This is a genomic window from Arthrobacter sp. Y81, assembly GCF_002929335.1.
Classification (GTDB): domain Bacteria; phylum Actinomycetota; class Actinomycetes; order Actinomycetales; family Micrococcaceae; genus Arthrobacter.
This window is the reverse complement of record NZ_PJIL01000001.1, coordinates 98471-123772: the sequence shown is the minus strand read 5'-3', so window position 1 is coordinate 123772 and position 25302 is coordinate 98471. Positions and strand designations below refer to the sequence as shown.

The 25302-nt window shown below is 65.6% G+C and carries 25 protein-coding genes and 1 tRNA gene; 12 read left to right on the top strand and 14 right to left on the bottom strand.

Annotation, left to right across the window (positions count from 1 at the left end):
• Nucleotides 1–77: 77 nt before the first annotated feature.
• The 5 genes from rplA to CXQ91_RS00605 all read right to left on the bottom strand — a co-directional run bounded on the left by rplA (nt 78) and on the right by CXQ91_RS00605 (nt 2916).
• On the bottom strand, nt 78–785 hold the full coding sequence (gene rplA, locus CXQ91_RS00625; protein ID WP_104172017.1) for a 50S ribosomal protein L1: 708 nt from the start codon (nt 783–785) through the stop codon (nt 78–80).
• Between the two features lie 174 nt (nt 786–959).
• Entirely contained in the window at nt 960–1391 is a 432-nt protein-coding gene (rplK, locus tag CXQ91_RS00620) for a 50S ribosomal protein L11 (RefSeq protein ID WP_024365990.1), read from the bottom strand.
• A gap of 131 nt (nt 1392–1522) precedes the next feature.
• A complete protein-coding gene (gene nusG / locus CXQ91_RS00615) occupies nt 1523–2362 on the bottom strand; it encodes a transcription termination/antitermination protein NusG (protein ID WP_104172016.1) in 840 nt (279 codons plus the stop codon).
• A gap of 116 nt (nt 2363–2478) precedes the next feature.
• The gene (gene secE, locus CXQ91_RS00610) at nt 2479–2763 is read right to left on the bottom strand and encodes a preprotein translocase subunit SecE (protein WP_104172015.1); all 285 of its coding nucleotides are present in this window, start codon (nt 2761–2763) and stop codon (nt 2479–2481) included.
• Nucleotides 2764–2843: 80 nt separating this feature from the next.
• A tRNA-Trp gene (locus tag CXQ91_RS00605) sits at nt 2844–2916 on the bottom strand.
• A gap of 275 nt (nt 2917–3191) precedes the next feature.
• On the opposite strand from CXQ91_RS00605, the gene CXQ91_RS00600 reads away from it, so the two are divergent.
• Nucleotides 3192–4409: a pyridoxal phosphate-dependent aminotransferase gene (locus CXQ91_RS00600; protein WP_104172014.1), complete on the top strand. Its 1218-nt coding sequence runs from the start codon at nt 3192–3194 to the stop codon at nt 4407–4409.
• Nucleotides 4410–4544: 135 nt separating this feature from the next.
• On the opposite strand, the gene CXQ91_RS00595 is transcribed toward CXQ91_RS00600, so the two are convergent.
• Nucleotides 4545–5177, bottom strand: a complete 633-nt coding sequence (locus CXQ91_RS00595; RefSeq protein WP_104172392.1) for a response regulator transcription factor — start codon at nt 5175–5177, stop codon at nt 4545–4547.
• 50 nt (nt 5178–5227) lie between these two features.
• The gene (locus CXQ91_RS00590; RefSeq protein WP_104172013.1) at nt 5228–6694 is read right to left on the bottom strand and encodes an ATP-binding protein; all 1467 of its coding nucleotides are present in this window, start codon (nt 6692–6694) and stop codon (nt 5228–5230) included.
• A gap of 124 nt (nt 6695–6818) precedes the next feature.
• On the opposite strand from CXQ91_RS00590, the gene CXQ91_RS00585 reads away from it, so the two are divergent.
• The 5 genes from CXQ91_RS00585 (at nt 6819) to CXQ91_RS00565 (ending at nt 11192) form a co-directional block, all read left to right on the top strand.
• On the top strand, nt 6819–8537 hold the full coding sequence (locus CXQ91_RS00585) for a PspC domain-containing protein (protein ID WP_104172012.1): 1719 nt from the start codon (nt 6819–6821) through the stop codon (nt 8535–8537).
• Nucleotide 8538: 1 nt separating this feature from the next.
• The gene (locus CXQ91_RS00580; RefSeq protein WP_104172011.1) at nt 8539–8841 is read left to right on the top strand and encodes a hypothetical protein; all 303 of its coding nucleotides are present in this window, start codon (nt 8539–8541) and stop codon (nt 8839–8841) included.
• A 3-nt stretch (nt 8842–8844) separates the two neighbouring features.
• Nucleotides 8845–9102 carry a PspC domain-containing protein gene (locus tag CXQ91_RS00575; RefSeq protein ID WP_104172010.1) on the top strand — a complete coding sequence of 86 codons (258 nt, stop codon included), beginning with the start codon at nt 8845–8847 and terminating at the stop codon, nt 9100–9102.
• Between the two features lie 171 nt (nt 9103–9273).
• The gene (locus CXQ91_RS00570; protein WP_104172009.1) at nt 9274–10299 is read left to right on the top strand and encodes a 6-phosphofructokinase; all 1026 of its coding nucleotides are present in this window, start codon (nt 9274–9276) and stop codon (nt 10297–10299) included.
• Between the two features lie 134 nt (nt 10300–10433).
• Nucleotides 10434–11192: a GNAT family N-acetyltransferase gene (locus CXQ91_RS00565; protein WP_104172008.1), complete on the top strand. Its 759-nt coding sequence runs from the start codon at nt 10434–10436 to the stop codon at nt 11190–11192.
• Between the two features lie 65 nt (nt 11193–11257).
• On the opposite strand, the gene CXQ91_RS00560 is transcribed toward CXQ91_RS00565, so the two are convergent.
• The 7 genes from CXQ91_RS00560 to CXQ91_RS00530 all read right to left on the bottom strand — a co-directional run bounded on the left by CXQ91_RS00560 (nt 11258) and on the right by CXQ91_RS00530 (nt 17540).
• On the bottom strand, nt 11258–12784 hold the full coding sequence (locus tag CXQ91_RS00560; protein WP_104172007.1) for a DHA2 family efflux MFS transporter permease subunit: 1527 nt from the start codon (nt 12782–12784) through the stop codon (nt 11258–11260).
• Nucleotides 12785–12815: 31 nt separating this feature from the next.
• Entirely contained in the window at nt 12816–13379 is a 564-nt protein-coding gene (locus CXQ91_RS00555; protein WP_104172006.1) for a PadR family transcriptional regulator, read from the bottom strand.
• Nucleotides 13380–13556: 177 nt separating this feature from the next.
• Nucleotides 13557–14000 carry an ankyrin repeat domain-containing protein gene (locus tag CXQ91_RS00550; RefSeq protein WP_258073770.1) on the bottom strand — a complete coding sequence of 148 codons (444 nt, stop codon included), beginning with the start codon at nt 13998–14000 and terminating at the stop codon, nt 13557–13559.
• Nucleotides 13997–15082, bottom strand: a complete 1086-nt coding sequence (locus CXQ91_RS00545; RefSeq protein ID WP_104172005.1) for a folate-binding protein YgfZ — start codon at nt 15080–15082, stop codon at nt 13997–13999. Before CXQ91_RS00545 ends, CXQ91_RS00550 begins: the two co-directional genes overlap by 4 nt.
• Before the next feature lie 82 nt (nt 15083–15164).
• Complete coding sequence (locus CXQ91_RS00540; RefSeq protein WP_374953602.1) at nt 15165–15914, bottom strand: flavodoxin family protein; 750 nt, start codon at nt 15912–15914, stop codon at nt 15165–15167.
• A gap of 109 nt (nt 15915–16023) precedes the next feature.
• Nucleotides 16024–16638, bottom strand: a complete 615-nt coding sequence (locus CXQ91_RS00535) for an FABP family protein (protein ID WP_104172004.1) — start codon at nt 16636–16638, stop codon at nt 16024–16026.
• A 167-nt stretch (nt 16639–16805) separates the two neighbouring features.
• Nucleotides 16806–17540: a permease gene (locus CXQ91_RS00530; protein WP_104172003.1), complete on the bottom strand. Its 735-nt coding sequence runs from the start codon at nt 17538–17540 to the stop codon at nt 16806–16808.
• Between the two features lie 276 nt (nt 17541–17816).
• Between CXQ91_RS00530 and CXQ91_RS00525 the strand changes: the two genes are divergently transcribed.
• The 6 genes from CXQ91_RS00525 (at nt 17817) to CXQ91_RS00500 (ending at nt 25293) form a co-directional block, all read left to right on the top strand.
• Nucleotides 17817–18515, top strand: coding sequence for a response regulator transcription factor (locus CXQ91_RS00525; protein ID WP_011692843.1), 699 nt, complete (start codon nt 17817–17819; stop codon nt 18513–18515).
• 277 nt (nt 18516–18792) lie between these two features.
• Entirely contained in the window at nt 18793–19764 is a 972-nt protein-coding gene (gene mshD / locus CXQ91_RS00520; protein WP_104172002.1) for a mycothiol synthase, read from the top strand.
• Between the two features lie 103 nt (nt 19765–19867).
• Nucleotides 19868–22117, top strand: a complete 2250-nt coding sequence (locus CXQ91_RS00515) for an RNA degradosome polyphosphate kinase (protein WP_104172001.1) — start codon at nt 19868–19870, stop codon at nt 22115–22117.
• Between the two features lie 10 nt (nt 22118–22127).
• Nucleotides 22128–23132: an NUDIX hydrolase gene (locus tag CXQ91_RS00510; protein WP_104172000.1), complete on the top strand. Its 1005-nt coding sequence runs from the start codon at nt 22128–22130 to the stop codon at nt 23130–23132.
• A gap of 134 nt (nt 23133–23266) precedes the next feature.
• Entirely contained in the window at nt 23267–24910 is a 1644-nt protein-coding gene (locus tag CXQ91_RS00505) for a hypothetical protein (protein ID WP_258073769.1), read from the top strand.
• Nucleotides 24907–25293 (top strand): GntR family transcriptional regulator, encoded by a 387-nt coding sequence (locus tag CXQ91_RS00500; RefSeq protein ID WP_104171999.1) that lies wholly within the window; start codon nt 24907–24909, stop codon nt 25291–25293. Before CXQ91_RS00505 ends, CXQ91_RS00500 begins: the two co-directional genes overlap by 4 nt.
• The last annotated feature ends 9 nt before the right edge of the window (nt 25294–25302 follow it).

Below are 25302 nucleotides of genomic sequence, written 5' to 3'. Positions count from 1 at the left end.
AAACGGAAGCGGAAGGGCAAAAGCAGAAAGACCGCCCCGCAGATGCGGGACGGTCTTTCCTACGAGCCTGGTGAGGATTAGACCTCGGTCAGGACCTTGGTGACGTTGGGGTCAACCGAGATGCCCGGGCCGAACGTGGTTGCCACGGTGGCCTTCTGGATGTAGCGGCCCTTGGAAGCGGACGGCTTCAGGCGAAGCACCTCTTCCAGTGCTGCTGCGTAGTTCTCGGCCAGCTTGAGGGCGTCAAACGAAACCTTGCCGATGATGAAGTGCAGGTTGGAGTGCTTGTCGACGCGGAAGTCGATCTTGCCACCCTTGATGTCGTTGACAGCCTTGGCGACGTCAGCGGTCACGGTGCCGGTCTTCGGGTTCGGCATCAGGTTACGGGGACCCAGGACCTTACCGAGGCGGCCAACCTTGCCCATGAGGTCAGGGGTGGCGACGGCGGCGTCGAAGTCGGTCCAGCCGGCTGCGATCTTTTCGATCAGGTCATCGGAACCAACGAAGTCGGCGCCGGCAGCGATTGCTGCTTCTGCCTTGTCGCCCGTTGCGAAGACGAGGACGCGGGCAACCTTACCGGTGCCGTGCGGCAGGTTAACGGTGCCGCGGACCATCTGGTCGGCCTTACGCGGGTCTACACCCAGGCGGAAAGCGACCTCAACGGTGGCGTCGAACTTGGACGGGTTGGTGTCCTTGGCGAGCGTCACTGCCTCGAACGGCGCGTAGAACTTCTCCGCGTCGATCTTGGCGGCGGCTGCCTCATATGCTTTGCTGCGCTTTGCCATGCTGCTTATTCTCCTTGTGCAGTTGTGGTCTGCGGACCGCGCTGGGCCCTGCCACAGTCAGCATCCCGGTGTGGAATCCTGACATTTCAATGTTTCAGTGGTGCCGGTCGCCCGGCGGTGCCGTCCGACGTCGTCATCGGTTGCCCGATCCGGCGCCGCATCAGCGGTGGGGAATTAACCCTCGACGGTGATACCCATGGAGCGGGCGGTGCCGGCGATGATCTTCGCTGCGCCTTCGAGGCTCGTGGCGTTGAGGTCTTCCATCTTGGTGGTGGCGATCTCGTTGACCTGGGCCTGGGTCAGCTTGGCAACCTTGACGGTGTGCGGCGTGGGTGAGCCCTTGGCGACGCCTGCAGCCTTTTTGATGAGCTCTGCAGCCGGCGGGGTCTTGGTGATGAACGTGAACGAGCGGTCTTCGTAGACCGTGATTTCAACAGGAATAACGTTGCCGCGCTGGGCTTCCGTCGCAGCGTTGTACGCCTTGCAGAATTCCATGATGTTGACACCGTGCTGGCCAAGCGCAGGACCGATCGGCGGGGCCGGGTTAGCGGCACCTGCCTGGATCTGCAGCTTGATGAGGCCGGTGACCTTCTTCTTGGGAGCCAATGTAGGGTCCTTCTCTCAATTTCGTCCTGGGACACAGGAGCGTGCCTCAGGTTGGTGGCCGCCATGGCGAGGCGGCCGGCCGCTTCGTGGCTGCTAAGCGGGCAGCCACGGAGCGAATTCTGTGGGTTGTGTTAGATCTTGGAGACCTGGTTGAACGCCAGGGTGACCGGGGTCTCGCGTTCGAAGATGGATACCAGAACCACGAGGGTCTGGGACTCGATCTTGATCTCGGAGATCGTGGCGGGGAGGGTCTCGAACGGACCTTCCTTGACGATGACGGACTCGCCAACTTCAAAGTCGACGTCGATCTGGGCGGCCGCGTGCTTGACGGGCTTGCCCTTCTCCGCCTGCTCTTCTTCGAAGACCGGGGCCAGCATGGAGAAGACCTCGTCCAGGCGCAGCGGCACGGGGTTGTGGGCGTTGCCCACGAAGCCGGTGACACCGGGGGTGTGGCGAACGGCGCCCCACGAGGCATCCGTCAGGTCCATCCGGACCAGGACGTAGCCGGGAATGCGGACGCGGTTGATGACCTTGCGCTGGGCGTTCTTGATCTCCACGACTTCTTCCATGGGAACCTGGATTTCGAAGATGTAATCTTCCATGTCCAGGGTCTGGATGCGGGTTTCAAGGTTGGCCTTGACGCGGTTTTCGTAACCGGCGTAGGAGTGGATGACGTACCAGTCGCCTTCCTGGCGACGCAGCTTGGCCTTGAATTCCTCGGCCGGATCAACCTCGGCCTTGGCGGCCGCGGCGGCCAGTGCGTCAGCCTCTTCATCGGAGTCAGCGTCAGCTTCGCCCGTTTCGGCGTCGGAATCTTCATCGCCAGCGTCGGCATCAGCGTCGGCTTCAGAGGAATCGTCGATGGAATCGGGCGCAGCAGACTCAACCTCGGACTCTTCCCCGGCTACCGCCACGGCGTCCTGGTTATCATCCAGCTCAGTCTCAGTTACCTCGAGCTCCTGCTCAGACACTTGGTCTCCTGCTTCCTCATTGCTAAACATGCCTATTTAAATGGCTCAATTCCGCACACCCCGTGAATGCTTCCGGATTTCCCGGAGCATTCCACGCAGTCTGCGGACGGATCGCCTTAGCGGTCCGTGGGGCCTGTGCCGCCGAAGACCCAGCTCACTCCGGTCCCGAACGCCAGGTCCAGGACGGTAACGATGAGCATCATGATGATCACGAACACCAGCACCACGAGCGTGTAGTTGATCAGTTCCTTGCGGGTGGGTGCTACGACCTTCTTCAGTTCACCGATGACCTGGCGGACGAAGAGTGCGATGCGAGCGAAGAAGCCTGCCTTAGCGGCATTCTTGGCGGGGCGGCCCTTGGAGCTGCTTGCAGCCGTTTCGGTCACCTGGTCCTCACTCATCCTCGCAATGTCGGATACCCGGCTCTGAACTGAACCATGGTTGCTGCGCTGGCTCCGGCTCACCGCCGGAACCGCTTGCGCAGGGCAGACAGGACTCGAACCTGCAACCTGCGGTTTTGGAGACCGCTGCGCTACCAATTGCGCCACTACCCTATGGATCGAAAACCAATCACACCACACTTCCCGCAAACTTCACGGGGCGCAGGCCATCATCGTGTTTTCAACACCGGAGAACTAGTCTACGCAACAACTGCGCTTACGTCGAACCAGCCTCATTTTGGACCTTCGTTGCCGCTGCCGGGAGCCGCAGACCGGGACACGGTCACATTCCTGGCCGCCACGCTGAACGATCCGCTGAACAGCATAGAGTAGATCTCGTCGAAACCCACAACCAGCCATCGAGCTGCAAGCGAAGAATGGACCCCGCCATGCCTGCCGCCCGCGTTTCCCAACGCATTTCCGCTATCGCCGAATCCGCCACCCTTGCCGTTGATGCCAAGGCCAAGGCACTTAAGGCAGCCGGACGGCCGGTCATCGGCTTCGGCGCCGGGGAACCCGACTTCCCGACGCCCGGCTACATCGTGCAGGCCGCCATTGAGGCCGCCAGCCAGCCGAAGTACCACCGCTACTCCCCCGCCGGAGGCCTGCCGGAGCTCAAGCAGGCCATTGCCGCGAAGACTCTCCGGGACTCCGGCTACAAGGCCGAGGCATCCCAGGTTTTGGTGACCAACGGCGGCAAGCAGGCCGTGTACAACACCTTCGCCACGCTGGTTGATCCGGGCGACGAAGTCATTGTCCCCACCCCGTTCTGGACCACGTACCCGGAAGCCATCCGCCTGGCCGGCGGCGTGCCGGTTGAGGTGTTCGCCGGACCGGAGCAGGAATACCTGGTCACCGTCGAGCAGCTTGAAGCCGCCCTCACCGAGCGCACCAAGATCCTGCTGTTCGTCTCGCCGTCGAACCCCACCGGTTCCGTCTACTCGCCCGAACAGGTCCGGGAAATCGGCCTCTGGGCGGCCTCCAAGGGCCTCTGGGTGGTCACGGACGAAATCTACGAACACCTGACCTACGACGGCGTTCCCTTCACCTCCATTGCCACGGCGGTGCCTGAACTCGGCGACAAGGTGGTCATCCTCAACGGCGTTGCCAAGACCTACGCCATGACCGGCTGGCGGGTGGGCTGGATGATCGGTCCGGCTGATGTGATCAAGGCGGCCACCAACCTGCAGTCGCACGCCACCTCCAACGTCTCCAACATCATGCAGATCGCTGCCCTCGCGGCCGTCTCGGGCCCGCTCACCGCCGTGGATGAGATGAAGGTGGCCTTCGACCGGCGCCGCAAGGCGATTGTCGCCGGCCTGAACGCGATCGACGGCGTGGAATGCCCGACGCCGACCGGAGCCTTCTACGTCTACGCGGACGTCCGCGGACTGCTGGGCAAGGAGTTTGAGACGGCGAACGGAACCGTCCGCCCGGAGACTTCCGCCGAGCTGGCGGCGCTCATCCTGGACGAGGTTGAAGTTGCGGTTGTTCCGGGCGAGGCTTTTGGCCCCTCCGGCTACCTGCGTCTCTCCTACGCACTGGGCGACGATGACCTCGCCACCGGTGTGGCCCGGCTGCAGGGCTTCCTCGGCAAGGCCAAGTAGGCACGCTCTCTCACTTTTCGCAGGAAAAACCCAAACGCTCTCTCACCCGGTGAGAGAGCGTTTGGGTTTAAGCGGCAGGTGGTGAGAGAGCGTTTGGGTTTAAGCGGCAGGTGGTGAGAGAGCGTCTGGGGCGGGCTAGAGGAGCCGGCGCTCGGCCGCCCATTTGGTCAGTTCATGCCGGCTGGAAAGCTGGAGTTTGCGGAGCACGGCAGAGACGTGGGTTTCCACGGTCTTGATGGAGATGAAGAGCTCTTTGGCCACTTCCTTGTAGCTGTAGCCCCTTGCGATCAGCCGCATGACCTCCAGCTCACGGGCGGAGAGCCGGTCCAGTTCGTCGTCGGCGATATCCGCCGGGGCGGTGCCGAACGCGTCCAGGACGAACCCGGCCAGCCGCGGCGAAAAGACGGCATCTCCGCCGGCCACCCGCAGCACGGCGTCGGTGATTTCGGTGCCGGAGATGCTCTTGGTGACATACCCCCGGGCCCCGGCGCGGATGACCGAAACGACGTCTTCCGCGGCGTCCGAGACGCTCAGGGCGAGGAACCGGATGCTGGACAGCAGGGCCGCCGAGCCGGCGATCACTTCCCGCCCTCCCCCGCCGAGGCCCCCGGGCAGGTGCACGTCCAGCAGCACCACCTCGGGCCGTGTCTGTGCGATCACGGCGATGGCCTGCTCCACTGTTCCGGCTTCGCCTACGACGGTGACCCGGGCGTCCAGGTCGGCCTTGAGTCCCGACCGGAAGATGGCGTGGTCGTCCACGATGACCACGCGGATAACTGAAACACCTCCTGCATGCGCGCCCGCTGTGTCGATGTTGTTCACGACTTTCCCTCTCCGTTGTCCGCGGCGTCCGAAGGCAGCCCGAGCCGCACTTCCGTACCGTCCGCACTGCTGCTGATGACGGCTGTGCCGCCGTGGCGTTTCATCCGCCCGATGATCGATTCCCGGACCCCCATGCGGTCGGCCGGAACCGACTGCGGGTCGAAGCCGGGCCCGCGGTCCTTGACGAAAATTTCCACACCGCCGTCGGCAACCTCCAGGTAGACCGACACGGTGCCGCCGCCGTGGCGGGATGCGTTCACCATGGCTTCACGGCTGGCCTGCACCAGGGCTTCGTGCCGCTCGGTCATGGCGGTGTCCCCTACGCTGACCACGTCCACGGCGTTCCCCAGGGAGTCCTCGACTTCCGCCGCGGCAGCCTTGATGCGCTCCGAAAGCTGCCCGGCCTCCTTGCCGGGGTCCCGGTACAGCCAGCCCCGCAGCTCCCGCTCCTGCGCGCGGGCCAGCCGCACGACGTCGTGTTCGTTGCCGGCGCGTCGCTGGATCAGTGCGAGAGTCTGCAGGACGGAGTCGTGCAGGTGCGCTGCAATCTCGGCCCGCTCCGTGGCGCGGACCCTGCCCGCACGTTCCGCTTCCAGGTCCCGCCAGAATTTCAGGCCCCACGGGAGCAGCACCAGGGCCACCCCGCCGAGGACGGCAACGGAAGCCAGGAGTGCCAGCCAGGTCTGCTCCCAGGAGCCCGAGCCGGACACCATCACCAGCACGCCGGCGACCACCAGGGCAAGCCCTGCGCCGAGCCGGGCCCAGCCGCCGGCCTGGTCCGCCTTGGTTTTGTCGAGGAGCCCGGCCCGGCGGGTTTCATCCAGCTGCATCCAGGCGATGGCAGCCCCGCCAAGGATGGCAGCGGCGGGGATCAGGGTGCCCAGCGGAACGTCGACCCCCAGCATCCGAGCGGTCAGGATTCCACCTGCCAGCAAGAGGCCGGCGCCCAGCAGGATTTCCTTGCCGTACGGCATGCGCCGGAAACGGAACCATGGCGAACCGGCCGTCCCAAGGGCTGAGCCGGACGCGGGCGCCGGGCCCGGCTGCCAGGCCGACGAGCCCTGCGCCGGGGAGCCCTGCCCCGGCGTGCCGGGCGCGGTTGGCGTGCCGGGTGACCCTGGCGCCTGGGGGTAGGTGACCCCGGCCGGAAATGTCGCTGCAGCGAATGGTGCGGCAACAAAGTCCGCCGGCACCGGCAGCGGCCCCGGTGCACTGACTGCCGGGGCAATGGGCGACGCCGGACGCCGCGCATTCCGCTTCGCGTTCTCGTCCGCTGTGGGGACCATGATCCAGAGCCACGCGTAAAAAGCCAGCCCTGCACCACCCGCGAGCGCGGCCACCACCATGCCGATCCGGACCATCCGCACCGGCCAGCCCAGATGCGCGGCGAGGCCCGCGCAGACGCCAGCGATAACGCGGTCGCTGCTGCGGACCAGCGGAGGGCGGGAGATGGCCGTTGTCATGTGTCAATCCAAACACGGATCAGGGTTCGTCACGCCTGATCTCGGCATGAACCGGGGGTCACTCAGGGGAAGCTCAGGGTGTTCCCCAATAGAGCGCGGCCGCTGCGGACGGCAGGATCGAAGTATGAACTCGCACAATGCACACCCAGATGAAGATCCGCTGCCGTCGGGCCGTCCCGATTCCGGTTCCGCCGACTCAGCGCAAGGCACGTCCGACGACCGCGCTTCCTCAATCGACGACGGCACCGCTTCAGCTCCGGACAGCCCCTCCGCGTCACAGGACGGTCCGCCCGCCAGCCCCGACGCGCCGCATTCAACCGGTTCCGACTCGGAGCCCGGTCCCGCTACGGACGGCCCAGCAGCGGACGGCCCAGCTGCGGGCGAGCCCCTGCCCGCACCGCCGCTATACCCGAATGCGCAATTCCCGGACGCCCAGTCCGCCAACGGCCCCTACGGCTACCCGCAGTCCCAACCCCAGAACTTCTTCAACTGGGTCCGGGGACACGGGATCCAGCGCGGGCCGGACCGCTGGATCGGCGGCGTCGCCAGCGGCATCGCACACCGGCTGGGCGTCGATCCGCTGATCGTGCGCGGCGTCTTCATTGTCCTCTCGATTTTCGCCGGCATCGGCGTGCTGCTGTACGGCGTTGCCTGGGCACTCCTGCCCGAACCCGACGGCCGCATCCACGTCCAGGAAGCAGGCGCAGGCCGATGGTCGACCGGCATGACCGGCGCCCTCGTCACCACGGTGATCGGCTTTCCCAGCCTGGGCGGCGGATTCTGGGGCTGGGAGCGTAACGGCTTCGGCGGCTTCCTCTGGACGGCCTTCTGGATCGCAGGGGCCATCTACCTCGTCTACTACCTCTCGCAGCGCGACAAGACCCGAAACGGAGCGCCCATCATGAACGCCAGCGCCGCAGCCGGCGCAGCAGCCGGCGGAACCGCCTTCGCAGCCACATCGCCGGCCGGCACACCGTCCCCGGCGGCAGGCGCGCCCTATGCGACCGGCCCCTACGCGGGCCCTTACGCCAGTGCCTCCTACGGCGACGGCTCTTACGACGGCGGCGCTCCCGGCTCACGCGGTTACGGCCCCTACGCGGATCCAAGCACCCCCGCGCCCGGCAATTTTGGGCCCTCGGGAGCGAATCCTCCTTATGGCCCCAACCAGCCGTATGGCGGCTACGGCGGCCCGTCCGCTCCCGCACCAAAGGCTCCGAACATGGGCCCGGGCGCCCCGGCTGTCGCGGTGACGGCCGGCCTTGCCCTCCTGGTGGGCGGCGGCATCAAGGCCCTTGAGGCCCTCAACATCACCAACCTGGGTGACGCCACGAACGCGGTGGTGTGGGCAAGCGGTGCTGCAGTCCTGGGCCTCGGCATCCTGATCGCGGGCCTCAGGGGCAGGACCTCGGGAATCCTCGGATTCTTTGCCGTAGTGGCACTCATCATCGGCGGCATCTTCAACGTGGTGCCCAACGGTGACCGGTTCCGTTTCCAGAACGCCAACTGGAACCCTGTCAGCATCGAGCAGGCAAAGGAAGGCTTTGACATCACCGGCGGCACCGGAACCGCTGACCTGACGCAGCTGAGCCTCACACCGCCGCTGGGCACCGACGTCGTAATTCCCATGGACGTCACGGCCAGCAACCTGACGGTGATCATCCCGGACACGGTTCCCGTGGAAATTCGGGCGGACATGACCCTGGGGAACCTCAATGACGGTTCGCAGAACCACGGGGGCATGACGAACCAGCAGAGCAACTACAACACCGACAAGCCGGGCGCCGCCCTCGTCCTTGAGATCGACGGCACTATGAGCAACATCACCATCCAGGAAGGAAACTGACATGAGCAGCTACGAACCTGCTCCGGACACCGTGCCGCAGGCAAAGGCTTCACCCGCAGAACCGGCACACAGCACAGGAGCAAGGCACGGCGGACCCTCACCCGCCCGGGTGGGCACAGTGGTCTGGGGCCTTATCATCCTCGCCCTGGCAGCGCTGATCATCATCGGCCAGCTCGGCATCGTGGCACTGAACGGAACCTACGTGCTCATCGGCCTGATGATCGGTGCCGGCGCCGCCCTGGTAGTGGGCGGGCTCCTTTCCGCCCGCGGACGTGACAAACAATCCACAACAGGGAAGTCTTGAGGCATGGATAAGTTCTTCAGCATCGTCAGGGGCTTTGGCCTGAAGCGCGGACCGCAGCGGTGGCTGGGAGGCGTGTGCGGGGGCATCGCAGCCAAACTCAATGTGGACGTCGCCTTCGTCCGGATCGCGTTCCTGCTCCTGAGCCTCCTGCCAGGTCCGGCCTTCGTGGTCTACCTGGCGGCGTGGCTGATCCTCCCGGACCAGCGGAACGCAATCATCCTCCAGTCATTCCTCGACAAACGATCAATCAACGGATCCTGACCGCTTGGTCCCGCAGGCCCCCGCTCCCCGGAGCGGGGGCCTTTCGTCTGCCATGAAACGGGGCCGTTTGTAACCAGTTTGTGTCGTAACCCACACTCAGCACTAGAATCTAGGGTGAGCTCAGCGTGGCGCTCTGCCTGTACACCCTCTCACCAGGATTTGAGCCGAGACATGAAAATTGGAATTCTCACCAGCGGCGGCGACTGCCCCGGACTGAACGCCGTCATCCGCGGCGCCGTCCTCAAGGGGATCGCCATCCACGGCCACGAATTCGTAGGATTCCTCGACGGCTGGCGCGGCGTCGTCGAGGGCGATGTCATTGACATTCCCCGCACCATGGTCCGCGGCATCGCGAAGCAGGGCGGCACCATCCTTGGAACGTCGAGGACCAACCCGTTTGAAAATGGCGGCGGCCCCGAGGTCATCAAGGGCCACATGGACCGGCTGGGCATTGACGCGATCATCGCCATCGGCGGCGAAGGAACGCTGGCCGCAGCCAAGCGGCTGACCGACGCCGGACTGAAGATCGTCGGTGTTCCCAAGACCGTGGACAACGACCTTGACGCCACGGACTACACCTTCGGCTTCGACACCGCCGTCCAGATCGCCACCGAGGCCATCGACCGCCTCCGCACCACGGGCGAATCGCACCACCGCTGCATGATCGCCGAGGTCATGGGCCGTCACGTGGGCTGGATCGCGCTGCACGCCGGCATGGCCTCGGGCGCCCACGCAATCCTGATCCCGGAGCAGAAGGCCTCCATGGACCAGATCACCGAGTGGGTGCAGGAAGCCCACGCCCGTGGCCGTGCACCCCTGGTGGTTGTGGCCGAGGGCTTTGTGCCCGAGGGCCAGGAAACGCCGCACTCCGAGCGCGGACTGGACACCTTCGGCCGCCCGCGCCTGGGCGGCATCGCCGAGATGCTGGCCCCGGAACTCGAGGCGCGGACCGGCATCGAGACCCGCGCAACCGTCCTTGGCCACATCCAGCGCGGCGGTGTCCCGTCGGCGTTCGACCGTGTCCTGGCAACGCGCCTGGGCATGGCCGCCATCGACTCCGTGGTGGACCAGCGCTGGGGCACCATGGTGTCGCTCCACGGCACCGACATCGTCCATGTGGGCTTCGACGCCGCCCTGGGCAACCTCAAGTGTGTCCCGCAGGACCGTTACGACGAGGCCGCCGTCCTCTTCGGCTAGGCCGCTTTGGCGCGAACGGACACTTGGGCCCCTTCGGAGGGGCCCAAGTGTCCGTTCGCGCTTTGGGGAGGGGCCCCAAGTGTCCGTTCGCGCTTCCCTCCGCGGGTCGGGTCCACGCTGGGTAGGGTTGAGGCATGACTCTCGACGCCGGTTCCGCAGACATCATCCAGCTGGCCTGGGCCCGCCGCCTGGGCCTCGATGACGGAGCGTTCGCCGAAGCCCGGAAGCTCGACGCCGATGCCGCCGCTTCGGGGACCGGCTCGCCTGCGGCCGCTGCCCGGATCACACGCGCGGACGAATCCCGGAAGTCAGTTGATTTTGTGCGCCTCTTCGGGGCATCGGCCCTCGTGGGACCGCAGTGGGCCCTGGACGCCGCCGAGGGCATTCCTGATGAGGAGCTCGCGCAGCACGTAACCCTTTTGACCATCACCCGTCAGCACGGCGGACACGGGCAGGGTGCGGCCGCCCTCTTCTTCGCGGACGATCTCCCCCTGCTCCAGCCGGCGGAGGAACTCACGGTCTCGCACGGCAACCCCGAAGCCATTGAGCTGGAAGGCATGTGTCCGCCCGACGACGTCAACGAGGTCGGGTTGTCCGACCTCGACCACCGCTACACCATCATGCGCGATGACAACGGCCGCAAGATTCCGGTGGCCTGCGGCGCCTATACCGAGTGGGAAGGCATTCTCGCCCACATGGGGGTTCTCGTTGACCCTGACTGGCGCCGCCGGGGACTCGGCTCGCTGGCGGCGTCCATCGCGGCCCATGAGGCGCTGGCGGCGGGGCTCACCCTGCAGTGGCGTTCGGATGTCAGCAACAAGGGCGCCCTGGCGATAGCACGCAGCCTCGGATTCGCCACGGGCGGCATCCACACCACGGTCCGGCTGGGCTGACCGGCCCGGCCGGCCCAACGGGTTCAGCCCAACGGGTTCAGCCCAACGGGTTCAGCCGTGCAGGCTTAGACGGACTTGGCCTGCGCTGATTTGGCCGCCGCGGTGTCCGATGCCTGCGCCGCGGAGCCGCCCCAGTTTTCCACCGGTTTGGGCTTTGCGAAGAACAGCGCCACGGCCGCACCAAGCACAATCACTGCCGCCGGCAACATGATGGACTGTCCCATCGCCGTCGAGAATCCTTCGCGCAGGGCCTCCGGAAGCTGGCCGCCGAAACTCAAGCCGGCCTCCCCCGAGGCACCGCCGGCCGCCGCCGGAAGCTCCTCAGCCAACCGCGCCTGCATCAGGACGGCAATGGCCGCGCTGCCCAGCACGGCGCCGATCTGCCGCGTGGTGTTGTAGACCCCGGCGCCCGCCCCGGCCTGGCGGGGCGGCAGGTTGCGCGTGGCAGTGGAGCTCAGCGGCGCCCAGATGCCCGCGTTGGCGAAGCCGAGCACGGCGCTGGGCAGCAGGAACAGCCAGATCGGCGTGTCCGGGTGCATCAGCGCTGAATTCCAGAACAGCGCCACGGCCATTAGTGCCAAGCCGCCGGCGGTGATGTATTTCGGGTTCACGCGGTCGATGATCTTGCCAACCACCGGCGCGAGGCCGCCTGAAATCAGCGCCATCGGGATCATCATCAGGGCCGACTGCGTGGGAGTCAGCCCGCGGACCACCTGGTAGTAGAAGATCAGCGGGAGGCCAAAGGCCGTCACCGTGAAGCCCACCGTGGTGATCCCCAGGTTGGCCAGCGAAAAGTTGCGGTCCTTGAACAGCGAGAGCGGCAGGAGCGGCTCGCCCTTGTTGAAACGCTGCCACAGGACGAACCCCGCCAGCACGGCAAGGCCGGCGATGATCAGGCCCCAGACGGTAATGGGGCCGGTGATGGTGCCCCAGTTGTACGTCTCGCCTTCCTGGATGCCGAACACGAGCAGGAAGAGCCCGACGGCGCTGAGCAGCACGCCGGGGATGTCGAACTTGTGCGGGTGCGTGGTCAGCGACGGAACAAAGCGCAGGGCCAGGATGAAGCCTGCTATGCCGACGGGCACGTTGATGAAGAAGATCCACTCCCAGCCCAGGCCGTCCACCAGGACACCGCCGAGGATCGGTCCCACCAGGGTGGCGACGCCGGCTGTCGCGCCCCAGATGCCCATGGCCGCACCCCGCCGGTCCGGCGGAAAGATCCGCGTGATGACCGCCATGGTCTGGGGTGTCATGATTGCAGCACCAAAGCCCTGGACCACACGGGCCAGGATGAGGGTCTGGACGTCGCCGGACAGGCCGCACCACAGGGACGCGAGGGTAAAGACCACAAGGCCCGTCAGGTAGAGCTTCTTGGGCCCGAACCTGTCGCCCAGCCGGCCGGTGATCAGCAGCGGCACGGCGTAGGCCAGCAGGTAGGCGCTCGTCACCCAGATGACGGAATTGATGTCGGCGTTCAAGCCTTCCATGATCCGGGGGTTGGCGACCGAGACGATGGTGGTGTCGATCAGGATCATGAAGAAGCCGATCACCAGGGACCAAAGGGCCGGCCACGGCCTAGCTACGTTTTCCATGTGAATCCTTCGGGTGTGGTGGTGTGTTCCGCTACCACGGGATTTCCCCGGAGCGGAGCTGGTCCTGCAGGCTGCGTATCCAGCCCATTTCGGACCCCAGCATGGTCTGTTGGTACTCGAGGTCGATCCAGTACTTGCGTGCCACGTCCTTCTTCAGGACGGCCGCCTCCCCTCTTTGCAGGAACTCGAGTTGTTCCTGCAGCAGCGCCAGCCTGCGGTCCAGGAGTTCCACAACGAGGGCGGCGGGAAGGTTGTAGGCCTCGGCGATAGCCAGCGGGAACGACGGATATTCGTTGACCGGCTCGGCAAGCATGTCCTGCAGGCGCGCCGTCAGGGCCTCCCGCCCCGCGGGCGTGATCCGGTACGTCGTCCGTTCCGGCCGGTTGCCCTCCCGGTCGGTGCCGGCTGTTTCCACCAGTCCTCGTTCCTCCAGCCGGCCGACGGCGTGGTAGAGCGTACCGGGACGCACTTTGACCAGCCGGTCTTCATGCCTGGCCATCAGGAGCTGGTACATCTCGTACGGATGCATCGGCTCCTCCAACAGCAGTGAGAGGGCCGAGATGCCGAGCGGCGTCAGCGGAGCGGATCGTGGCATGGTTCCGGTCCCCCTGTAATCCGACAGCGCAGTGTTGTTTGGCGGCAAACCGCCATTATTCCGCTTCAACTATTCCACATGGAATATTAGGGCGCAAGAAAGCCCGCGGGTCCGGTGACCCACGGGCTTTCAGGTGGTGCCGCCGTCGCGTGGCGACTTCCCTGCAAGGCAATGCGTTCAGCCCAACAGGGCCTGGATTTCGGTCCGGGCAAACATCTCTGCCGCCGCACGTGCCGAGGGCGTCCCGGCGTCGGGGTCGGCTCCGGCGCCCAGCAGCGCCTCTGCCACGTCCGTGTACCCCTTGAAGGCCGCCCCTGCGAGGGGGGTCTGCCCGCGGTCGTTGACGGCGTTGGCGTCCGCACCGTGCCGCAGGAGAAGCTGAACCGCGGGGGCGTGGCCGTGGTACGCCGCCAGCATCAGCAGGGAGTCCCCCGACGCGTTGGTCATGTTGGCCGGCGCCCCGGCATCAAGGTAGCTGCCCAGCAGTGCAGCGTCGCCCTGCCGTGCCGCGTCAAAGAGCGCATGGGCCAGGGCGAGGGTGTCGTCGTCGGGTCCAGCGGCTGTGTTGTGCCCTGAGGCTGGATTGTGTCCAGCGGCGGTGTCCCCTGCATTGTCTGTCATCGGTGTGTTCCCTTCAGGAAGCCAGTCTGGCGGCCCACCACCTGGCCGGCGTCGGGAGCCACAATGACTTCCTGCGCGGCCGTGTATGGTTCATCGCCGTCTACGACCGTCAGTATTTCATCCGGGGAGACTGAACGCTTTATGACTGCCAGTGCCACGGGACCCATTTCGTAGTGCTGAACCACAGAGGTCACTGTTCCCACCTTGCGCTCCCCCAGCCGCACTTCGCTCCCGACAGCGGGAAGGGTGTGCTGGGAGCCGTCCAACTGGAGGAAGACCAGGCGGCGCGGCGGATGGCCCAGATTGTGCACGCGGGCGATCGTCTCCTGGCCCTTGTAGCACCCCTTCGCCAGGTGCACCGCGGTGCGTAGGAGGTCCAGTTCATGCGGGATGGTCTTGTCATCGGTTTCGGCGCCGAGACGGGGGCGCCACGCGGCGACACGGAGCGCTTCCGCTGCCCAGACGCCGGCCAGCGGCCGGTCACCCACGGTCGCCTCGAGTTCCGCGGCCGGGACCAGGTATTCGAACCAGGGCCGCTCCATGCCCGGATGTGATTCTTCCCCGACCACGGAGTAGGCGTAGCCGCCGGCACCCACATGCGGCCAGGGGTCTTCCCACACCTTCAGGCCGGACCATTCCTCCACCCGCCGGGTGGTCCCCAGGACCGCCCACTCGTCGGAAGCATCCGCGATCTCGACGCGGAGCATGAACTTCATCCGGTTCAGCCACTCGGCCAGCGGCGCCGCTTCGGCGGCCTCCACAATCAGCCAGGTGGTCCCGCCGTCGTCAACCACCCGCGCGTCGAACTCGATGCGGCCGTGGATGCTGAGCAGCAGCAGTTCGCTGGACTCGCCCGGGGCAAGGTTGGTGACCTGCTGGGAAGAGAGCGTGTTGAGCCAGCTCAAGCGGTCCGGGCCGGAGACGGTGACCACACCACGGTGGGAAAGGTCGACGACGGCGGTTCCGGCTGCCAGCGCCCGCTGCTCCCGCAGCGGCTCACCGTAATGCGACGCGACGCCGGAGTCCGCACCGCCGGCCTCGACGGCGCCAGGGCGCGACAACAGGGGGCTCTTGATAGTCATATGAAGGGAACATCCTTAAGTGGGCAGGTATTCCGGCACCGGCAAGCCCGGCCGCCGGCAGTCGTTGGCGCGGACGGCGGGTTTAGCGGTACTCGGGGTTTTCGAAGTCGAACCGGGTACCGGCCTTCCATTCCTCCGGCAAGTTGCCGTAGGCCGGAATCCCGCCGGCGTCCTTGAGCATCCGCGCGAAGTGCAGCAGGTTCCACGTCATGAACGTTGTGTTGCGGTTGGTGAAGTCGCTCTCCGGACCCCCGGACCCCTCGTCCAGGTAGCTCGGGCCCGGCCCTACCGGCCCGATCCACCCTGCATCAGCCTGCGGCGGAATGGTGAAGCCGACGTGCTGGAGGCTGTACAGGACGTTCATGGAGCAATGCTTGATGCCGTCTTCGTTGCCGGTAATCAGGCAGCCGCCCACCTTGGGATAGAAGGCCCATTGGCCTTTCTCATTCAGTTGCCCGGAGTGCGCGTAGAGGCGTTCGATCAGCTTTTTTGTCTGGGAGGAGTTGTCGCCGAGCCAGATAGGTCCGGCCACCACCACGATGTCCGCTTCCTTGACCGCAGGGTACAGTTCCGGCCATTCGTCGGTGGCCCAGCCGTGCTCGCGCATGTCCGGGTACACCCCGCTGGCGATGTCGTGGTCGACGGTCCGGATCACGCGGGTGGTGACGCCCTGCTTCTCCATAATCAGGCGGCTGACCTCAATCAAGCCCTCTGTGTTGCTGATCTCCGGAGATTTCTTGAGGGTGCCGTTGAAGAAAACGGCTTTGAGGTCGCCGTAGTTTGCCTTAATTCGCTGATCTGGCTTACCAGGGCCTGGCTGCTGGCTGTTCACGGTCTTGCTCCCTGCACTCGTTGCGGACAACAAAAATCAGTGAGACCTGCGGCCAGCTGTTTGGACCGGCATGATGCGCCTACTATGCCGTGCGCTACAGCGCTTGGCCCTACGATGCCTTGCTCAGGATGGCCGAAGCGTGGGCTTCCAGTCCGGCGCCGGGCGTGGAGCCCTTTCCGGTGGCGACGTCCCAGCGCCAAAGAAGCTTTCCGTCCACCAGTCCGAAAATCCGGGTGGCTGCCGTGTACTCCTTCGAGTGGCTGCCCCGCATCACCATGTCGGTGCTCAGCTGGATTTGGGGGCCCTTGATCTGTCCGTAGTACAGCTCGGAGATTCCGCCGGGATGCGAAATGGAAACTGAGATGTCGAAGCCGCCGTCGCTGTTGCGCAATGCCTCGACTTCGTCGGCGCTCTTCAGGACGGGAACGATGTCCGCCGGAATCAGGCCGGGCCCGCCGTCTTCCTCACGCTGCTTCCGCTCCAGCGCCCAGAAGCCGGTCTCGACCGTCAGTGGCCGCAGCTTGGTGCCGTCGTCGTCAGTGAGCCAACTCTCGGCGCGGTACTGGAGGTACGGCAGGCCGTTGTGCGTGAAGGACACCCGCTGGAAGAAGTGCTCGGAATCCTCCTCGCCGGCTCCCAGCCGTCCGCTGCCCTCCCACTCACCAATGAGCCAGGACAACGGGACGAGCTCGGGAGTGAGGTCTGTAGGAATTTCAATCGGCACAGTAACTACCTCTGCAGATAACCAGCTGGGCTGGTATTACTTCTGGCCCTTGAACAGGCGGTAAACCACGAAACCCGCGAACCAGGCCATGGAAAGGCTGGCAATGCCAAGCAGGACAAGGAAGAAAATCTCAAATGCAAGTACGGACATGATGCCATCCTAACGCGTTAGTAGATGAGTAGTTTGTCTATGAAGTAGGCGAGCGAACCCACCGCAGCCACGGGCGCAAGTCCCATGCCAAGGGCGGCAGGAATGTTAATTGCGTCCCCGCGGAGTATAACCAGCCTGCGCAGGCTGACCAGAACCGCACCCACCACAACTCCCACCACGGCGGCGGGTATTACGGCGATGTTCGAGAAGATCAGGCCGGCCAGCGGCGCCGTCAGGCCCGCCAGCACAATGCCCAGGGGCGCCACGATCCGGTCAGGCCAGCGGATGAGGCCTGCCAGCAAGGCGAACGCCGCACTGATGCCGGCCACGAGCAGCATTTCCTTGACTCCGTTGAACCTCGATGCCGCGATCCACCCTGCGCCGAGACAGGACAGCAGCACTCCGGCGCTCGAGCCCAGTGTCGACTCCAGCCGCTGGGCCTGGCCGGTGCCCCGCATCAGCTGCATCAGGAACACAGCCATGACACCTGCGGCGATAAAGGCCGGCGTCCAGTCAAGGAAACCCGGTGCCGGGACATAGGTGGCAGCCACGGCCGAGCCCGCACCAGGGAGCCCTATGATTGCGGCAAGGGTCTTCTTGGCGGGAATGCCAAGGAAATGGGGCCAGCCGATTCCGACGGCCAATGCCACCAGAATGGCAACGCCGAGCAGGACTTCCGGCGAGGTGTACGCGCCGCCGATAAATACAGCAAGCCCGGCCAGCCCGATGGTTCCGATGGTCCACGGCTTCACTGTTTACCCGCGCTCACTCTCTGCTGACGTCATCTTCGCTGGGTCCAATCCTGCCCTATATGACCTGCTTATGTCGCAAAACGTGAACTGAAAGCGGCCGGATCAGTGTCCGTTAAGGGTCAATTAGGTATACTCAAAGCTCAGCTACGCTTCCTTCGGAGGTCGCGGACCCGGCCGGATTTCCGGCTGGCCACTACCGACGCGGGCAGCCAGTACCGGCCGGTGAAAGCCCGGTTCAGACGCCCAATGATGCGCGGACAGCCCCTTGGAGGAACAATGTCGCACATCCTGCTACTGACGAACAGCACCGGATCCTCGGTGGACATTCTGCCTGCCTTGGAACTACTGAACCACCGAGTACATATCCTGCCGGCCGAGCCAACAGCGCTGCTGGAAACTGACCCCTGCGATGTTGTGCTCCTGGACGCCCGCAAGGACCTGGTGGGAGCACGGTCCCTGACCCAGTTGCTCAAGGCCACCGGGCTCAGCGCGCCCCTGATGCTGATCCTCACCGAAGGCGGCATGGCGGCCGTCTCCTCGGCCTGGGCCGTCGATGACATCCTGCTCGACTCAGCAGGTCCGGCTGAAGTCGAAGCCAGGATCCGGCTCTCTGTCGCACGTGCCGTGCCCGAGAAAGAGGACCTTCCGACCGAAATCCGCGCCGCCGGCGTCGTCATCGACGAAGCCAGCTACACGGCCAGGGTCAACGGTGCTCCCCTGAACCTGACCTTCAAGGAATTCGAACTCCTGAAGTACCTGGCGCAGCACCCGGGCCGGGTTTTCACCCGCCAGCAGCTGCTCACCGAAGTGTGGGGCTATGACTACTACGGAGGCACCCGCACAGTGGACGTCCACGTCAGGCGGCTGCGGGCCAAGCTGGGCGCAGACCACGAAAACCTGATCAGCACGGTCCGCAACGTCGGCTACCGCCTGACCCTGGTACGCCAGCCCGAGGAAGAGCTGACGGAGGCGTAGCCGCCCCGCACAACTGCAGGCCGGGTATCGGCCGCCGCGAGCAATGCATCGAAACGAAGAAGCCCCGGACCACTTGGTCCGGGGCTTCTTGTTGGGCTTTACGCCGGTGGTGGAGGACATACGGGTCGAACGTATCGAGGCCACCCCAGTGGTGGATCCCCCTCAAATCCCGCTTCAGGAAGCCGGAACAGGTAACGACTATACGTGCCGGATCCCGCGGCATCAAATCGGCACCCAATCCCTCCGCCAGCCAGACGGGCCGTATAGCCTTTACTCCATGAGTCCTGCGCATCCCGAAAACTGGCCCGTGCTCGTCCTCAAAGGCGAAGTGGATGAGGAGCTGCTGAGGGATTTCACCGCCCTCGCTGCAGCCGCCGAAGAGTCGGACGGCAACCCTCCGCTGTCCGAACAGACCTTTGTGACGCTCCGCGCCGGCGAGTCAGGCAGCCATTCGCTCCTGGCCCTGGCCCTCTACGCGCCGGATGAGGATTCGGACCCTGCCACTGCCCAGGACCTTGCCGGATTTGCGGTGGTGGTTGAGGAAGCGGACGGCACCGGCGTGCTTGAGGTGGCAGTGCACCCCAGCTACCGGAACCAGGGGGTGGCGGACAGGCTGGTGGCCACACTCAAGGCATCCCGGGGGTTCGACGGGCTCAAGGCTTGGTCCCACGGAAACCACGAGGCCGCGGCGGACCTCGCAGCCAAGTACGGGTACGGACCGATCCGGGAACTGTGGAAGATGCGGCTCACCGCGTCTGACGCGGAACTCCCCGACGCCGCCCTCCCTGGCGGCGTCACCCTGCGCGCCTTCGTGCCAGGCCAGGATGAAGAGGCCTGGCTTGCAGCCAACAAGGCCGCCTTCTCCCACCACCCCGAGCAGGGAGACATGACACGGCAGGACCTCTCGGCCCGGATGGCCGAGGACTGGTTCGATCCGGCCGGCTTCCTCCTGGCCGTAGACTCGTCCGGCCGGATCCTCGGGTTCCACTGGACCAAGGTGCACCCGCGTCACGGCAGCCACCCGGCGATGGGCGAGGTGTACGTGGTGGGTGTGGCCCCCGAGGCCCAGGGCATGGGACTCGGCAAAGCCCTCACTGTGGCAGGCATCAAATACCTCCAGGACAAGGGCTTCCACGCGGTCATGCTGTACACGGATGCCGACAACACTCCGGCCGTTTCGCTCTACCGCAGGCTCGGCTTCACGCGATGGGATGCGGACGTTATGTATGGACCCTTAAACGCCAGTTAATCCAATCGGCTGACGCACGCGGGACGGTTCAGGAAATCTACATATCCCCCGAATCGAATGCTTGTAAGGTTGAAGGTAAACCGCGCCAGCAAAAGGAGAGACCATGCAACCGGAATCAGCCGGGACAGCCACGTCTGGAGCTAAGGTGCGGCCAGCGCGCGCCCGCTTCGGGTCCTCCGAGGTGCCGGCCTCCCGTGCCACGCAGGACCGGATCGACATCCCCGAGTTCGCCCCCAACCTTGAGCCGGAAGGCGACATCAGCCCGGACCGGTTCCTGGACCGTGAGCTCAGCTGGCTGGCCTTCAATTCGCGTGTCCTGGAACTTGCCGAGGACCCGAACCTCTATCTCCTGGAGCGGGTCAGTTTCCTCTCCATCTTTGCCTCCAACCTGGACGAGTTCTTCATGGTCCGTGTTGCCGGCCTGAAGCGCCGTATCGCCACAGGACTGGCCGTACCGTCCCCGGCCGGCCTGAGCCCATTGCAGGTTCTGGACCAGATCGGCGAAGCCGCCCACCGGCTCCAGCAGCGCCACGCGCGGGTCTACGCCGAGCAGATCCGGCCCGCCCTCGCCTACGAGCACATCCACCTCATGCATTGGGACGAACTGGATGACCAGGCCAAGGACCAGCTCAGCGCCATGTTCGCGGAGAAGGTCTTCCCAATCCTGACGCCCCTCGCGGTGGACCCCGCACACCCGTTCCCCTACATCTCGGGGCTGTCCCTGAACCTGGCCGTGGTGGTGCGCAACCCGGTCAGCGACAAGGAGCTGTTCGCCCGCGTCAAGGTTCCCGACCAGTTGCCCCGCCTCATCTCCATCGACGGCCCGCGTGCCGGATCCGTGCCCGGCCGGGTGGCCCGGTTCATCGCTTTGGAAGAGGTCATCGCAGTCCACCTGGACCAGTTGTTCGCCGGCATGGAGGTCCTGGAGCACCACACCTTCCGCGTCACCCGTAACGAGGACGTCGAGGTCGAAGAGGACGACGCCGAGAACCTGCTGCAGGCGCTCGAGAAGGAACTGCTGCGCCGCCGGTTCGGCCCGCCCGTGCGCCTCGAGGTCACCAACGACATCAACCCGAACATCCGGGCCCTGCTGATCCGCGAACTGGGTGTGGAGGAGTCCGAGGTCTACTCCGTTCCTGCCCCGCTGGACCTCCGCGGCTTGTCCGTCATTGCCGGGATCGACCGCGCGGACCTGCACTACCCCAAGCATGTGCCGCACACCTCGCGGTACCTGAATGAATCGGAAACGTCCAAGGCGGCGAACGTGTTTGCCGCCATGCGCCGGCGGGACATCCTCCTGCACCACCCGTACGATTCCTTCTCCACCTCCGTCCAGGCTTTCCTGGAACAGGCCGCGGCGGACCCGAAGGTGCAGGCCATCAAGCAGACCCTGTACCGCACCTCCGGCGACTCCCCCATCGTCGACGCCCTCATCGACGCCGCGGAGGCAGGCAAGCAGGTGCTGGCCCTGGTGGAGATCAAGGCCCGGTTCGACGAACAGGCCAACATTTCCTGGGCCCGGAAACTGGAACAGGCCGGCGTGCACGTTGTGTACGGCATCGTGGGCCTGAAGACCCACTGCAAGCTGTCCCTCGTGGTCCGCCAGGAAGTGGACGGCCTGCGGCGCTACTGCCACATCGGCACCGGCAACTACCACCCGCGCACGGCGCGCTACTACGAGGACCTCGGGCTGCTGACCGCCAACGAGCAGGTAGGCGAGGACCTTTCCAAGCTCTTCAACCAGCTCTCCGGCTATGCCCCGAAGTCCACCTTCAAGCGGCTCCTTGTGGCGCCCCGTTCCGTGCGTTCGGGACTTATCGACCGCATCGAGAAGGAAATCCGCAACGCCAAGGCCGGCATCGCCGCCAGGGTGCAGATCAAGGTCAACTCCATGGTGGACGAGGCGATCATCGACTCGCTCTACCGAGCGTCGCAGGCCGGCGTGAACGTTGACGTGATCGTCCGCGGCATCTGTTCCCTGCGCCCGGGCATCCCGGGACTCAGCGAAAACATCACCGTGCGCTCCGTGCTGGGACGGTTCCTGGAGCACTCGCGGGTCTTCGCTTTCGCCAACGGCGGCGACCCCGTGGTCTATATCGGTTCCGCCGACATGATGCACCGCAACCTGGACCGGCGCGTGGAAGCCCTCGTCCAGCTCACCAGCGGCGACGACACCGCCTATGTACTGGACATGCTCCGCCGCTACATGGACCCGGAAACCGCCAGCTGGCACCTGGACAGCCAAGGCGAATGGACCAGGCACCACCTCGGCGACGACGGCCGGCTCCTGGAAGACGTCCAGTCATGGCTGCTCGCATCGCGCTCCCGCCAGCGCCCGACGGTAAGGCGGTAGGACCCTGGCCTTGAAGAGTGACGAGACAAGTGCCGTCAGCAATGACACGGCAAACGATTCGCTCGTTGCCGACCAGACCGACCATCCCGGCGAACCCATTGCCGTGGTTGCGGCGGGCGCTTTGCCGTGGCGCGTCAACAAGGACAAGCTGGAAGTCCTGCTGATCCACCGTCCGAGCTATGACGACTGGTCGTGGCCCAAAGGCAAGATCGACGCCGGCGAGACCATCCCTGAGTGCGCCGTCCGCGAGATCGAAGAGGAGATCGGGCTCAAGGCCACCCTGGGCATTCCCCTTCCGCCCATTCATTACCATGTGTCTGCCGGCCTGAAGGTAGTGCACTACTGGGCCGTGGATGTGGACGGTGCCGTGCTTCGTCCGGACGGCAAGGAAGTGGACAGCGTGATGTGGTGTTCGCCGGAAAAGGCGGCCGCCCTGCTGAGCAACCCCGGTGATGTGGCGCCACTCGAGCGGCTGGTGGCAGCCTACGACCGCAAGGAACTGGATACCTGGCCGCTGCTGGTGGTCCGCCATGCCAAAGCCAAGCCGCGTTCTTCCTGGACCAAAGCGGAAGGCGACCGTCCGCTCGCTGCCACCGGATTGCGCCAGGCACAGGCCGTTCGCCGGCTGCTGCATGTGTGGAAGCCGATGCGCGTGCACTCGAGCCCGTGGCAGCGCTGCGTGGCCACGATTGCCCCGTACGCCAAGTCTGCCGAAGCCAAGGTGAAACTGCACGATGCCCTGACGGAGCACCGCCACGCCCGCAGCCCCAAGAAGACCGCTGCCGTCGTCGAATCACTCTTCGACAAACAGCGCGCCATTGCCCTGTGCACCCACCGGCCCGCACTGCCTACCGTCATCAAGCAGCTCGGGGAGCACATGAACGGCCGGCTGCGGGCGCTCCTGCCGTCCTCCGACCCCTACCTGGCTCCGGGTGAGATCATCGTGTGCCACGTGGCCCGCGGCAGCAACCACAAAATCGTCGCAGTGGAACAGTTCAGGCCCTTCGACGATTAGCGGGCCGTGCCGGCGCCCGCCCGCCCGGCACGCCAAGTAGCCCGCCCGCCCGGCACGCCAAGTAATGGGTCGGTTTGACCCCCAGGTCTTTGTATCAAATACTCAGTACATTGATGCAAAAATCTGGGGGGATTATGCCGGGCCAATTCGAAGTGCCGCCAACGCTGATGCTGGGACCGCTGGCCGCCGCCGTCGTTGTCTATCTCATCCTCAGGTGGGTGGTGTGGGAACCTAAGATGGGGGCATCCCCCGAAACTGTGTCCCAGCACGCGCTCTGGGTTGGGGTCATCGGCTGGATGGCCAGTTCACTGCAGGGCGCCATGAACAGCGGCATCATCCCGGCCGGCAGGACTAACAGCCCTGTCATCGGACCTTTCCTGGTGACACCCGAGACAGTCATCCCGGCACTGGCCTGGCCTGTCCTTGGCGTCATCGGGATCCATGCCCTCGGCCAGGTCAGCTATCCGCGGCCCAAACGCCGCCACCGCAAGGCAAGCCTGCATGTGCGGAAGATCCGTGATTTCCTTCCGCGGCCGCTGGCGTGGACAACCCTGGCCATCTTCACGGGCGCGGCGGTCTTCATCGCCTGGACGGGCACGCTTCCAGCGTACACACCGATGCCCTACGGGTCAGTCCGGGAGGATCCGGAAGGATTCCGGACCATCGGCGGCGACGGGCGGATCGCCGGCATCGAACTTGCCACCTGGCTGGGCGCGGCGCTGGTTGTCCTGGCTGCGGGCACGTGGGTGGTGCTGCTGCTGATCTCCCACCGCAGGCAACTCGAGCCGCTGACGGACCACGACAACTCAGTGCTCCGGACCATTGCCATGAACCGGCTCCTGCGCACGGTGACAACCGTGGCGTCGGGCCTGGCAGCCATCGCCGGCAACTTTGCGGCCCGGCCGGACCCCGCCGTCGGCAGCACGTCGTGGACAAATTTCGCGGGCCTTGTGGGCATGGCCGTTCTGCTGGCCATGCTGGTCTGGGCACCGCCGAAACTGGCCGGGCCGACAGGCTCCCAGGCGAAACTCACTACGCCGGCCGGAGGGTCGCACCCCGCAGCCCGGCTGGTTTCCTCGGTCGGCGCCGCCCTCGGTGTCGCCGCGGCCCTTCCCCTCCTCGTCGGAGTCTTCCTCGTGCCCGCGATCATGGCCGCGCCAGCGGGCTACGGGCCGCCCGCTTTCGTGGCCTTGATGGCCGCGCTGGTGCTTTTGGTCCTCGCCGCTGGCGAGCTCCTGCTGCAGCGCAACTACGCCAGCGCTGATCGGCCCCGCACCTGGCCCCGGCAGCCGGTGTCTGCAGCTTTGTATACCACCGCGATCCTGGCGTTGCTGGTCTTCGTGACAACGCTCGTTGTATCAGCGCTCGGAAACTCACTCATTGGCCGCGACGGGGCGTGGCTGCCTCCCGCCGTCTTCAGCGCAATCGGTGTGATCCTGGCGCTCCCGGCGTTCCTCGCCACGCGAGGCCGGCACGGAGTACGGGACGCTCCCCCGGGCCTCGACGCCGCCCTGCGGGCCATCACCGTATACCGGATAGTCCGGACACTTTCGTCCATGTTCATGGCGCAGGCAGCCATGGTTTTGCTCATGAACAGCCAAGCGTGGGCAGCTGTGTTCGGCGTGGCGTTTATGCCGACCATCCCCTGGTGGCCCGCCTCCCTCGCCGGTGCCATCATGGCCGGTGCGGCGATCGTGACGGCACTCGTGCCCGTACGTGCCCTCGCGGGATCCGGCTCCCGGTCCGCTCCCCTGCCCGATAGGGAAGCCATCACATGACGGCGGGCATTTCCGTGGACCTCGGATCGGCAGTGCCGCCCTATGAGCAAATCCGCACGCAGATCTCCTCGCTAATTGCCGTGGGCTCGCTGGCTGCCGGAACCCGGCTGCCCACCGTGCGCAGCCTTGCCGCGGACCTGGGCATCGCGGCGGGCACAGTGGCACGGGCCTACAAGGAACTCGAGCAGGCCGGCCTGATCGAAACGCGGCGGCGGAACGGCACCGTCGTCGTCGGTATGCCCGACGACGGTCTGCCGCCCGGTGGCGCCGTCAACGCCGACGTCGTGGCCGCCGTCGACCGTTACATCAGGGAAGGCCGCGCGGCGGGCCTTGATGACGGCACGCTCCAGGGCATTCTGCGCGTGCGGCTCGGCCATCAGTAGACTGGGACG